Raw genomic sequence first — 12807 nt, 5'->3', positions numbered from 1 at the left:
AATGCCGTCTCAGCCCGCAGATCTTCTCACTAACTCGTCTATCCGCTGAAAGCGAGCATCTTGAACCAGGTAAGGTGCGGCGGCAGCAATGTCCTGCATGCAACTGACCAACTCATCCGGCACCCAAAATGGCTTATCGATGACGGCATCAAGAAGCTCAAGTGCTTCCGACGGATAGCGATTGCACAATCCGGATTTACTCAGGCTACGGACAACTGATCCAGGATGCTCAATCGGCAATAGCCAGTTTACGACCGTAGCGAGTGCCTTTGGAAAATCCCTACCAACAGCAATTGTCATTTTTGCAAAAGAATCCGATATACGCACGCTTGCAAGATCGCGTGATTTCGGCCACACCTGCTGCAGAAAAGGCTGAGCTCGATTTCGCCAATAATCTTCGCTCTTCGACGCAGCTCCTTCAACAGCTTGAGATAGCGCCTGAGCAGCCTCTTCCAGTCCCTTCCGAGGAAGCGCAGCCAAAGCATGTCGGAACTCAGCAACCTCGTAGCCTTCAGCCGGACCGAGCGCGGCATAAGTTAGCAGAACTGAATACTGCTGCTGAAATTCGCCAAGCTCGTCATAGTGCTTGGCGCAATTCAGGAACTGAGACTTCAAGGAAATCATCAACGGTGGATAGATGCGCGGCGACCAAAGGAAGCCCTGCCAAACCCTCTTGGCCTCGTCGGAACCGTTCCAGTCGAACAATGGCAACAAATGTTGCTCAGTCCAGGCCCGATCAACACGGAAAAATGCGATCAACTGCGACCCTAGAATAACTCGCGCATGTTTAAAACCAGTCGCTCGACCATCGCTTAAATCCGTAAAAACTCGCCTAAGCTCAGATGGAAGTCCGTCGTTGTCACTAGGCGCCCGTGCAAACCATAAATTCAACAACGCCTGTGCAACCATACCAAATGGATGATTAATTGCCGAGCTAACCGGCCTATTTATTTCAACCTCGTCATCAAACGTCGAAGATTCTGAGCCCAGTGGATGAGGCGCCTCTAGAACATGATATGCCAGCTCAAGCATCACATCTGGATGATTTACTATGGATTTGGAAGCTGCCTCAAGCCATCGGGCAAATGAATGAGAGAGTTCAGCAACGAATTGCGAAGGCATTTCTTTGACTAGATGCGCAGAGTAACGCCAAGAGCGGGCCACCAAAGCATCGTCGGCCCATACATTCAGAGCATCTCTCCATCGACTGACGGGCCATACCCCATTCCTACTCAGATCACACAGTGCCGCGAACGAGTGGTAGAACCGCGTTCGACACACATCCCTCCACGTATCCTCGTAGAATGGATCGCTGTCGGGGACTGGCTGCTCCAGCCAGCCCACAAGCTCAACTCTTGTGCGTGGCGCAATATCTACATGCCGCTCATCTTCGAAGTCCGGGTCTCCGGTGCCACTCATCCAATGTGAAAACTCCTCCCGATTGTTATCGGCCAACACCCAGTGACTGTTCGCAATTGAGAGCTCCCCGAGGAGTTTGGAGGCAGCTGCGCCTAGCGCAACACCCGACTGTTCCAACTTCGCAAGCCGTAGCCACGTCGAGCGCGAGACCATCTTCTGCCAAGCCTCAGCCTCCATATCCAAGCGATGCATTGAGCGCTGCGGACCAGCCAGAATTGCTGACTCCAATCTACTGGATTCATTTTGATCTAACGCCTTGCCCCGCAGCACTATTAGCCGGAAGACCTCGCGGCCCATCTCCGGGCTCCACAACCACCAACTGCCATCAGAGAGCAACCAATCCACCCACACAGAGGGAAGAATATTTTCGCACCGGGATGCAGCGAACAGGGATAGGCGTTTGAACGTGGGATACGGGACATCAAACCATTGCTGTGCGATATGAGCAGCTCGAACACCACTCTCGGCAAGGACTTCCAACCATGCGTCTCTCAAGAGTTCGATAAGTACTACCCAGTCGTGAAAACCCCGATTCTGCCAGTGCGGCTCGACAGAAGGAATGTCCCAGTTCGAGCGATCCCTGAATTCGTCAGCCTCTCCAAGAGCCCGAAGGAGATCCAATGCATCTCGCAACAACAGCTGGACATCATCGATTAGCTTGGGAAGGATATTTTTTAGCGTGTCGTCCTGAGAATCTTGCAACGCTGAGCGAACGTGATTGGCAGCAAGCTCCAAATCGAAATCGACTAGGTGCTTGACCTTAGTCACAACCCTCGCGCCTTCCGGATAATCATCATCCAGAGCAAAAGGCTTTCTTATTGAAATCTTTGGCGCCAGCAATTCACGAAACTCCAACCGCGCGATCGGCGTCAAACCATGCATCTTCAACCTGGAACGCCATCTAAAGAAATCTAGCGCATTCCAATTAATCTTTACTCTCCCTGCAAGCAGTATTTGCCACAGCGTCAACATCTGCGGGCGAGGGATAGCACGTGGCGCCTTCTCCCGAATTTCATCCAGCTCGTCCACCCTGCCTGCAATCTCCAGCGAAGAAAATCGCTGGAGCTCCTGTTCAACTAGCCTGTGCCAAGTTGCATGCAGTTTCCCGCCTCTCTCGGCAACCCAAAGAACCAACCTAGGATCATCCAGATGGCGTACCAGCCATTTCGCCAAATGAAGCATGACCTCGTCCCATCGCCCGTCAGCGACACCACCAGATACGAGCGTCATTAAAGGCGAAAAATCGTAAGGAGCTGGCCGCCGCACCAAGCTAAACTCAAGCCCCTCGTCCACCGCTTCATGCGGAGGCACATTAAACCGACGAAGGTCACCATACCCGAAGCTATCAACTGAGAATGACTCAAGCAACCAATCAAGCGATGGCGCCGGGTTAAATTCGGCAAACCTCTTCGCGGGAAGCCCCGATTTATCCGAAAGCGCCCACAGTACCCGACCAACGAAGTTGTCCTGAACCGTACTGCTTTGAGGGCGAGTTAGTGCGTGCTTTACAACTATAGCCTCTTTACCCTGGACTCCATCCCTATAGGTTTCCGCCCAAACATGTAACGTCTTATGAAGTGCGGAATGGTCGGCACCACCGGGCGGCACCGAATAGAGAATCGGCGTTACTCCCTTTGCCTCCCACTCAACTGTCTTTTGGCGCTCCTGACCAACTTCACAGTCACCTAAAGCCCACGCCTGCTGTGTAACTTCACCCTGCATTCTATCTGCCGCCAATGCATCCATCATGTAGCGAAGAACAGGATCATTAATACTATAGCCAACGAAACAAATTACGTAGTTACGAAACATCTCACTGACAAACCTGGCGGCCCACCTTTCGGTCAAATAGGCCAATCCAAAATCCCCGCTAGTTACTACCAGTCGATGCAGAGAGGTGTCTTCGGACGCTCCAGAAAGCAGGCCATGAAGGTAGACGAGTCCGTTCCACCGACTATTCTTCGGAATCGGAAGCATTGGCGCAGAATATGCATCAAAAACCTGCCCCGTCCGTTTTGCGGCGACATGAAAGACTCGATCGAAATTCGTGGTAACAAGTCGAAGTGCACCTTGACGGCTACGTGATAGACGCAGAAGCGCAGCGTGGGTGTCCAAGGCTCCTTTGACCTTCAACTTTGGCCTTAGCGCTTTCACCATAGCGCGACGAACTGTAACGCGCTGTCCAGGCAAGCGGCGCTCAAGCAGATCCAAAGTTGCGTCGTATTGCCCCCTATTGAACGCATCTCGCTCAATATCGCTGAACTCTGCACCAGTGTTTTTGTAGACCTTTTCTACAAGGCCCTTGAAGCCAGGAAGGCCCGCAGGATAGGAAACCCCGGCACCACAGAAGAACACCACACGCCCCTCCTCATGAGCCCGCAGCAGGGCGTCGGGGATATCGGGGCCATCGCTAATAAACTGCATTCTGCAGACTCCTTTCCAATGAGGCTGCGTCAAAGCCAGCCACTCAATAACTTACTTCCATTCTTCGTGATTAAACATCAGCCAAGTCTGGAAAAGTAACGCCTCAGGCGAATGACCTTTGGCATCTTGCCAACTCGCACTAAGTTCCAATCAACTCCAGCCACGCCTCAAAAATTTTGAACCATCATGTTCGAACAACGAACATACTTCAGCCGGGCTGTAAAGTGCGACATACATCGACAACAAAACAAAAAAGGGCGCCTCTCGGCGCCCTCGTTCTTTCAACTCACTCCCACTCAATAGTAGCCGGCGGCTTCCCCGAGATGTCATAAACCACCCGCGACACCCCCCGCAACTCATTGATGATCCGGTTGCTCACCGTCCCCAGGAACTCATACGGCAGATGCGCCCAATGCGCCGTCATGAAGTCGATCGTCTCCACGGCCCGCAGCGCAATCACCCACTCATAAGCACGCGCGTCGCCCACCACGCCCACCGACTTCACCGGCAGGAACACGGCAAACGCCTGGCTGGTCTTGTCGTACAGATCCGCCTTGCGCAGCTCATCAATGAAGATGGCATCGGCCTTGGCCAGCAGCTCGGCGTATTCGCGCTTCACTTCGCCCAGAATACGCACGCCCAGGCCCGGGCCCGGGAACGGATGGCGGTAGACCATGGTGCGCGGCAGGCCCAGCTCCACGCCCAGGCGGCGCACTTCGTCCTTGAACAGCTCGCGCAGCGGCTCCACCAGGCCCAGCTTCATGTGCTCCGGCAGGCCGCCCACGTTGTGGTGGCTCTTGATCACATGCGCCTTGCCGGTCTTGCTGCCGGCCGACTCGATCACGTCCGGGTAGATGGTGCCCTGCGCCAGCCACTTGGCGTTCTTCAGCTTGTTCGACTCTTCGTCGAAGATCTCAACGAACAGGTTGCCGATGATCTTGCGCTTGGCTTCCGGGTCGCTCACGCCTTCCAGCGCGGCGAAGTAACGGTCAGCGGCATTCACGCGAACGACCTTCACGCCCATGTGCTCGGCGAACATCGCCATCACCTGGTCGCCTTCCTGCCAGCGCAGCAGGCCGGTATCCACGAACACGCAGGTCAGCTTCTCGCCGATGGCCTTGTGCAGCAGCGCAGCCACCACGGACGAATCGACGCCGCCCGACAGGCCCAGGATCACTTCGTCATCGCCCACCTGTTCGCGCACGCGGGCGATCTGGTCGTCGATGATGTTGGCGGCGGTCCACAGGGTCTGGCAGCCGCACACATCCACCACGAAGCGGCGCAGCAGCGCCTGGCCCTGCAGGGTGTGGGTCACTTCCGGGTGGAACTGCACGCCGTACCAGCGCTTCTCTTCGTTGGCCATGGCAGCCACCGGAATGCGGTCGGTGGTGGCGGTGATGGTAAAGCCCGGCGGTGCAACGGAGACGTGGTCGCCGTGGCTCATCCAGACATTCAGCTTCGGCTCGCCGCCGTGGTCGCTCAGGCCCTTGAACAGTGCATCCGGGTTGATCACGTTCACTTCGGCATGGCCGAATTCGCGCTGGTCAGCGGCTTCGGTGGCACCACCCAGCTGTGCGGCCAGGGTCTGCATGCCGTAGCAGATGCCGAAGATCGGCAGGCCGCTGTCGAACACTTCCTGCGGTGCAGCCGGGGCGCCCGGCAGCGTGGTCGATTCCGGACCACCGGACAGGATGATGCCCTTGGCGCCGAAGCCGGCAATCTCGGCCGGGTTGTGGTCCCACGCCCAGATTTCGCAGTAGACGCCGAGCTCGCGGATGCGGCGGGCGATCAGCTGCGTGTACTGCGCGCCGAAATCGAGGATGAGGATCTTGTCGTTATGGATGTTGGTCATGGTGCCGTTCCAGTGGTGTTTTTCGCAGCGCCCGGCGCTTCAAGGCTCTGCGTCAGCGTGGCGATGAACGCCTCGCGTTGTTGAATATGTGAGGGGTCTTCCTCGTCCCAGCGCAGCATCAGCAGGCCGTGCGGTGCGTTGGGGTTGGAGCGGTCAGCGCGCGGCAGCTCGGCGATTTCCTGCACGTCGGTGCCGGGCACGATGCGCCGTTGCAGCGCCGCCATCGAGACGCCCGAATCCGCAGCGCCCCAGGACGCCCAGCGCACGCTCATCCGTGCGGGCTCCAGCGCGCCCAGTACCGGCGTCAGCACCGGATCATCCGGCCCGTGCAGCAGCTCGGTAATGCATTGCAGCGTGACCTGCAGCGGGCGCTCGCCGGTGCCTTTCAGCAGCCAGCGCTGCTCGCCAGCGGCCTGCACCTGCCAACCCTTTGGCAGCGAAAACGCGTTCTGGCACGCCTGCACGTCCTGCAATTGCGAAACCGCCGCGCCCGGAGACCCGGAGCGCGGCGGCGGTTCGGACAACGAACAGCCTGCCATCAGCAGGCTGCCCGTAATCGCAAGAGCAGTTCGCAAGCGCATCAGGCGCGGTAGTTCGGCGGCTCTTTGGTGATCGTCACGTCGTGGACGTGGCTCTCACGCTGGCCGGCGCCGCTGATCTTCACGAACTTGGGCTTGCTGCGCATGTCTTCGATGGTGGCGCAGCCCACGTAGCCCATGGTGGCGCGCAGGCCGCCCATCAGCTGGTGGATGATGCCGCCCACCGGGCCGCGGTAGGGCACGCGGCCTTCGATGCCTTCCGGCACCAGCTTGTCGGCGGTGGCGGCGTCCTGGAAGTAGCGGTCCTTCGACCCCTTCTCCATGGCAGCCAGCGAACCCATGCCGCGGTAGCTCTTGTACGAACGACCCTGGTACAGCTCGGTCTCGCCCGGCGATTCTTCGGTACCGGCCAGCAGGCCACCGACCATGATGGTCGAGGCACCGGCGGCCAGCGCCTTGCCGATGTCGCCCGAGTAGCGGACGCCACCGTCGGCGATCAGCGGGATGCGGTCCTGCAGCGCTTCGGCCACCAGGTCAATGGCGGTGACCTGCGGCACGCCGACACCGGCGACGACGCGGGTGGTGCAGATCGAGCCCGGGCCGATGCCCACCTTCACTGCGTCCGCGCCGCTGTCCAGCAGCGCCAGTGCGGCTTCGCCGGTGCAGATGTTGCCACCGATGACCTGCACCTGCGGGAAGTTCTTCTTGACCCAGCTGACGCGGTCCAGCACGCCCTGCGAGTGGCCGTGCGCGGTATCAACCACGATCACGTCCACGCCGGCGGCGACCAGCGCTTCCACGCGGCGATCGGTATCGCCACCGACGCCGACGGCAGCGCCGACCAGCAGGCGGGTCGACAGATCCTTGGCAGCGTTCGGGAAGTCGGTGTTCTTCTGGATGTCCTTGACGGTGATCAGGCCACGCAGTTCGAACGAATCGTTGACCACCAGCACCTTTTCGATGCGGTTGCGGTGCAGCAGCTGCAGCACTTCGTCAGAGGCGGCGCCTTCCTTGACCGTGATCAGGCGATCCTTCTTGGTCATGATGTGGCGGACCGGATCGTCCAGCTCGGTCTCGAAGCGCATGTCGCGATGGGTCACGATGCCGGCCAGCAGGCCGTCGCTGCCCACCACCGGCACGCCGGAGATGTTGTGCGCCTGGGTCAGGGCCAGCACGTCGCGGATGGTGGTTTCCGGGCCGACGGTGATCGGGTCGCGGATGACACCGGCCTCGAACTTCTTGACCTTGGCCACTTCCGCGGCCTGCTGTTCCAGGCTGAGATTCTTGTGGATGATGCCCATGCCGCCGAGCTGTGCCATGGCGATGGCCAGGCGGGCTTCGGTGACGGTATCCATGGCTGCGGACAGGATCGGAAGCTTGAGCTTCAGGTCGCGAGTCAACCGCGTTTCGAGGTTGACGTCCTTGGGCAGGATGGTCGAGTGGGCGGGGACGAGCGAGACGTCGTCGTAAGTGAGTGCTTCAGCCTGGATGCGCAGCATCGGCATACCCGAGATGTGGGGAAGCGCGACATTTTACCCTGTTTTCGCGCCGTGTGGCAGGGGGTAGATGCGACGCAGTGTCGCGCGGGCGGCGATTGGTTCAGGGGGGCTTGGGTGGGTGCCAACCTTGGCTGGCACCCACGGAACCGCCATGGACATGGAACCGCAACGGAACCGCCTTTGGTAGGTGCCAACCTTGGTTGGCACAAACAGGGAGAGGCCATCACCCCATCTGGGGCACAGGCGCCGGACGGATCGTGCCAACCAAGGTTGGCACCCATGGAACCGCCATGGACATGGAATCGCCACGGAACCGCCTTTGGTAGGTGCCAACCTTGGTTGGCACAATCAGGGAGCTGCCTTCACCCCATCTGGGGCACAGGCGCCGGACGGATCGTGCCAACCAAGGTTGGCACCTACCAGGAGCGGGTCATCGGCCTGCCCCGGCATTGTGCCGACCAACGGTCGGCACCCGCCAGGAGCCGGTCGTCAGCTCAGCGCTTCCGCCGCTTCCAGGGTGTTCTGCATCAACGTGGCCACGGTCATCGGGCCCACGCCACCCGGCACCGGGGTGATCCAGCTCGCCCGCTGCGCAGCCGCTTCAAACCCGACATCACCCACCAACCGGCCGTCATCCAACCGGTTGATACCCACATCGATCACCACCGCGCCCGGCTTCACCCACTCGCCCGGCACGATGTCCGGACGACCCACCGCCACCACCAGGATGTCGGCGTTGCGCACGGCCTGTTCCAGCACGTCCTTGGGGGTGAACTTGTGGCAGCTGGTCACCGTGCAGCCGGCAATCAGCAGCTCCAGGCCCATCGGCCGGCCGACGTGGTTGCTCACGCCCACGATGGTGGCGTTGCGGCCGCGCACCGGCTGGTCGGTGTGGCCCAGCAGCGTGGTGATACCGCGCGGGGTGCACGGGCGCAGGCCGAACTCGCGCAGGGCCAGGTGGCCGACGTTTTCCGGGTGGAAACCGTCCACGTCCTTGCGCGGGTCGATGCGCTGGATCAGCCGGCGTGCGTCGGGGATGCCCGGCAGCGGCAGCTGGATCAGGATGCCGTTGATCTTCGGATCGGCGTTGAGCTGGTCGATCAGGTCGAGCAGCTCGGCTTCGGTGGTACCGGCCGGCAGGTCGTAGTCATGTGCTTCGATGCCGACCTTCTCGGCGGCACGGCGCTTGTTGCGCACGTACACGGTCGAGGCCGGGTCGCCGCCCACCAGCACCACGGCCAGGCCCGGACGGCTGCCACCGGCAGCCACGCGGGCGTCGACGCGCACCTTCAGGCTGTCGAGCAGGTCCTCGGCGATGCGGCGGCCATCAAGGATGCGGGCAGGAAGCTGGGAGGCGGAATCGGTCATCGGGAGCAGGCGTGGGGCGGCGGGGACGCTATTGTCCCCGATTCAGGCCCCCTCGCCCACCGCCAATCCGGGCGGCCGCTGCGCTCGCCGGGCATGGCCCGGCGCTACCCCACCGGTGCGCACCACGGTAGCGCCGGGCCACGCCCGGCGAGCGCGATGCGCGGCACCTCATTCTTCCTCTTCCGGCACATCCTGCGGGTTCAGCGTCTTGCTCTCCCGCTTCGGCGCGGTGAACGGCGTCGGCGTCGGTACGCCCTGCGGGCTGTTGCCGTAGATCATCCGCGCGCCGGCATTCAGACCACCGCCGGCAATTTCCAGCTCGAAACGCTCGGCATCGCGGCGGCGGATCTGCTCGGCAATTTCGATCGCGTCGTCCTCGTCCGCCCCCAGTTCCACCAGCGCGGCCTGGCCGAACAGCACCGCCGATTCAAACGTCTCGCGAATCTGGAAATCGACACCGGCATGGATCAGCCGCAGCGAATGCTCGCGGTCGAACGAGCGCACCATCAGCTTGGCCTGCGGGAACTCATGCGCCACCAGTTCAACGATGCGGTCGGCCGCCTCGGCCTTGTCCACGCACACCGCAATCGCACGTGCATTGGCGGCGCCCGAAGCATGCAGCACATCCAGACGCGTGCCGTCGCCGTAGTAGATCTTGAAACCGAAGCGCGCCGCGCTCTGGATCATCTCCACATCGTTGTCGATGATGGTCACGTCCACGTCGCGCGCCAGCAGCGACTGGCTGGCGACCTGGCCGAAGCGGCCGAAGCCGATCAGCAGCACGCTGCCGGACAGGCCATCGGCCTCGTCCACGCCGTCCATGTTCACCGTCGGCTTCGGCGCGATGCGCTTGTAGACCAGCACCACCAGCGGGGTCAGTGCCATCGACAGCACCACCACGGCGGTGAAGTTGGCATTGATCTCCAGGTCGATCACGCCGGCCGATGCAGCGGCGGAGAACAGCACGAAGGCGAACTCGCCGCCCTGCGCCATCAGCACGCCGCGGTCCAGCGCCTGCGCATGGTCGCTGCCCATGATGCGCGCGACCACGTAGATGCACAGCGCCTTGGCCGCCATCAACGCCAGCACCAGACCGAGGATCAGCTGCCAGTGCGCGGCCACCACGCTCAGGTCCAGCGCCATGCCGACGCTGAGGAAGAACAGGCCCAGCAGGATGCCGCGGAACGGCTCGATGTCCGCCTCGATCTGGTGACGGAAGGTCGACTCACTCAGCAGCACGCCGGCGAGGAACGCGCCCATCGCCATCGACAGTCCGGACAGCTGCATCAGCAGCGCCGCGCCCAGCACCACCAGCAGCGCGGCGGCGGTCATCACCTCGCGCGCCTTCGATTCGGCCAGCACGCGGAACAGCGGGTTGAGCAGGAAGCGGCCGACCAGCACCAGGCCGACGATGGCACCGACGCCGATCGCCACCGACAACCAGCGCGAACCCTCGCCGTCGGCACTGCCTGCGCTCGGGCCCATCCAGGCCACCAGCGCCAGCAACGGCACGATCAGCAGGTCTTCGAACAGCAGGATGGAAACGATCTTCTGCCCCGACGGCAGTGCGATATCACCGCGCTCGGCCAGCAGCTGCATCACCACCGCAGTGGAGGTCAGCACGAAGCCGGTGGCGCCGATGAAGGCGACCTGCCATGGCAGGCCGAACAGCTTGGCGATGCTGGTCAGCACCAGCGCACAGGTGACGATCTGCAGCGTGCCCAGCCCGAAGATCTCCTTGCGCAGGCTCCACAGGTGCGACGGCCGCATTTCCAGGCCGATCACGAACAGGAACATCACCACGCCGAGCTCGGCGGTATGCAGGATCGACTGCGGGTCGGAGAACCAGCCCAGCCCGAACGGTCCGATCGCCAGGCCGGCGGCGAAGTAGCCCAGTACCGAGCCCAGGCCGGCCCGGCGGAACAAAGGCACCATCACCACCGCCGCGCCCAACAGGGCCACGACCTTGACCAGCTCGCTGGTCGCTGCTTCTACCGCCATGCGGTGTTTTCCCCAAGATCCAGAATCGGGTTCAACAATAGAGCAATGCCGATGACGGCAATAGCACGCATGTTGCGCCGGATTGTCTTGGAGGTGGAACGATGCCGGGAGCGACCCCCAGCATCATCCCGAAACCATAAACGGTAGCGCCGGGCCATGCCCGGCGGATGTACCTGCGCGCGCCGCTGCGCTCGCCGGGCATGGCCCGGCGCTACCGGGTTCACCCACCCCGGCAAAACGCCGCGTAATCGATATACCCCGGGAACGGCACGCCCAGCGCGCACACCGGGCAATGCGGGTCCGGCCGGATGCCGGATTCCGAAACCATGCATGCGCATCGGCGGGCGCCAACCATGCACCCGCTTCGGTAGGTGCCAACCTTGGTTGGCACAAGAGCGCCGACCAAGGTCGGCATCTACCAATCCACTCCCCGGCCGGGTTCACCCACCCCGACAGAACGCGGCGTAATCGATATACCCCGGGAACGGCACGCCCGGCGCACACACCGGGCAATGCGGGTCCGGCCGGATGCCGGTCTCGCGGAAGCGCATGCCCAGCGCATCGAAGCGCAGCAGGCGGCCAACCAGCGGTTCGCCGATGCCCAGCAGCAGCTTCAGCACCTCGGTGGCCTGCAGCACCCCAGCCAGGCCGGGCAGCACACCCAGCACACCGGCCTCGGAGCAGTTCGGCGCGAACTCCGGCGGCGGCGGCTCCGGGAACAGGCAGCGGTAGCACGGCGCCACACCGCGCTGGCGGCCGGCGTCAAACACGCTCACCTGGCCGTCGAAGCGCTCGATGGCGGCATACACCAGCGGCTTGGCGTGCTTGATGCAGGCGTCGTTGAGCAGGTAGCGCAGCGGGAAGTTGTCCGAGCCGTCCAGCACCACATCCACGCCCTCCAGCAGCCGATCCACGTTCTCGGACGTGACCCGCTCGGGCACCGCCTCGACTTCGATCGACGGGTTCAGCGCCAGCAATCGCTCGCGCGCCGAATCGACCTTGAGCTGGCCGACGCTGGCTTCGGTATGCACGATCTGCCGATGCAGGTTGCTGCGCTCCACGCGGTCGTGGTCGGCGAAGCGCAGGTGCCCTACCCCGGCCGCAGCCAGATAGAAGCCGGCCGGCGAGCCCAGCCCGCCCGCGCCCAGTACCAGCACGCGCGACTGCTGCAGCCGGCGCTGGCCGGCCTCGCCCACCTGCGGCAGCAGCAGATGGCGCGAATAGCGGTCGTAGAAATCGCGGTCGGCCGCACTGGTCAGCGGCTGCACCAACGGCAGCGACTGCTCTCGCCAGGCCACGGTGCCGCCGGTCACGGACGCGACGTGGGTGTAGCCGGCCTTCAGCAGGAACTGCGCGGCATCGGCCGAGCGCTTGCCGCTCTGGCAGATCAGCAGAATTTCCTGGCCCTGCTTTGGCAGGTGCGCCGCCGGGTCGGCCTGCAGCTCGCCCTTCGCCACGCCGCGCGCGCCCTCGGCCATGCCCCCGGCCCGTTCGTGTGCCTCGCGCACATCGATCAGCACGGCGCCATGGGCCAGGCGCTCACGCGCCTGCGCGGGGGAAAGCTCTTGGATGCTCATGCCCGCATTATCGCGCACGTGGCGCCGGCCCGCCTTGACCAGAATCTGTAGAGCCGAGCCCATGCTCGGCTGGCGCGCGCAGCGCGCGCGGCAATGTGCGAAAAGCAGCCGAGCATGGGCTCGGCTCT

General features: G+C 62.4%; 7 protein-coding genes. All 7 read right to left on the bottom strand.

All coding sequences use genetic code 11. The annotated features are described in order from the left end of the window. Positions 1 to 9 precede the first annotated feature (9 nt). Positions 10 to 3843 carry an anti-phage defense-associated sirtuin Dsr1 gene (gene dsr1, locus AC0Z6F_RS03855; RefSeq protein ID WP_485616683.1) on the bottom strand — a complete coding sequence of 1278 codons (3834 nt, stop codon included), beginning with the start codon at positions 3841 to 3843 and terminating at the stop codon, positions 10 to 12. Positions 3844 to 4129: 286 nt separating this feature from the next. Then, complete coding sequence (guaA, locus tag AC0Z6F_RS03850; RefSeq protein ID WP_012479957.1) at positions 4130 to 5695, bottom strand: glutamine-hydrolyzing GMP synthase; 1566 nt, start codon at positions 5693 to 5695, stop codon at positions 4130 to 4132. Then, entirely contained in the window at positions 5692 to 6168 is a 477-nt protein-coding gene (locus AC0Z6F_RS03845; protein WP_478433515.1) for a hypothetical protein, read from the bottom strand. Before AC0Z6F_RS03845 ends, guaA begins: the two co-directional genes overlap by 4 nt. Positions 6169 to 6275: 107 nt before the next feature. After that, entirely contained in the window at positions 6276 to 7733 is a 1458-nt protein-coding gene (gene guaB, locus AC0Z6F_RS03840) for an IMP dehydrogenase (RefSeq protein ID WP_065723099.1), read from the bottom strand. 489 nt (positions 7734 to 8222) lie between these two features. Continuing rightward, positions 8223 to 9101 (bottom strand): bifunctional methylenetetrahydrofolate dehydrogenase/methenyltetrahydrofolate cyclohydrolase FolD, encoded by an 879-nt coding sequence (gene folD / locus AC0Z6F_RS03835; RefSeq protein WP_485616684.1) that lies wholly within the window; start codon positions 9099 to 9101, stop codon positions 8223 to 8225. A 168-nt stretch (positions 9102 to 9269) separates the two neighbouring features. Next, the gene (locus tag AC0Z6F_RS03830) at positions 9270 to 11102 is read right to left on the bottom strand and encodes a monovalent cation:proton antiporter-2 (CPA2) family protein (RefSeq protein ID WP_153675357.1); all 1833 of its coding nucleotides are present in this window, start codon (positions 11100 to 11102) and stop codon (positions 9270 to 9272) included. Positions 11103 to 11542: 440 nt separating this feature from the next. After that, positions 11543 to 12679, bottom strand: a complete 1137-nt coding sequence (gene moeB / locus AC0Z6F_RS03825; protein ID WP_065723021.1) for a molybdopterin-synthase adenylyltransferase MoeB — start codon at positions 12677 to 12679, stop codon at positions 11543 to 11545. Positions 12680 to 12807: the final 128 nt, after the last annotated feature.

The sequence above is a fragment of the Stenotrophomonas sp. 1L-E-5-B-C3 genome (assembly GCF_057292075.1).
This window is presented reverse-complemented; position numbering and strand designations above follow the sequence as displayed.

Excerpts from the sequence above, each read along its gene's own strand:
- dsr1 (WP_485616683.1), bottom strand. The coding sequence starts at position 3,843 with ATGCAGTTTATTAGCGATGGCCCCGATATCCCCGACGCCCTGCTGCGG.
- guaA (WP_012479957.1), bottom strand. The coding sequence starts at position 5,695 with ATGACCAACATCCATAACGACAAGATCCTCATCCTCGATTTCGGCGCG.
- guaB (WP_065723099.1), bottom strand. The coding sequence starts at position 7,733 with ATGCTGCGCATCCAGGCTGAAGCACTCACTTACGACGACGTCTCGCTC.
- folD (WP_485616684.1), bottom strand. The coding sequence starts at position 9,101 with ATGACCGATTCCGCCTCCCAGCTTCCTGCCCGCATCCTTGATGGCCGC.
- AC0Z6F_RS03830 (WP_153675357.1), bottom strand. The coding sequence starts at position 11,102 with ATGGCGGTAGAAGCAGCGACCAGCGAGCTGGTCAAGGTCGTGGCCCTG.
- moeB (WP_065723021.1), bottom strand. The coding sequence starts at position 12,679 with ATGAGCATCCAAGAGCTTTCCCCCGCGCAGGCGCGTGAGCGCCTGGCC.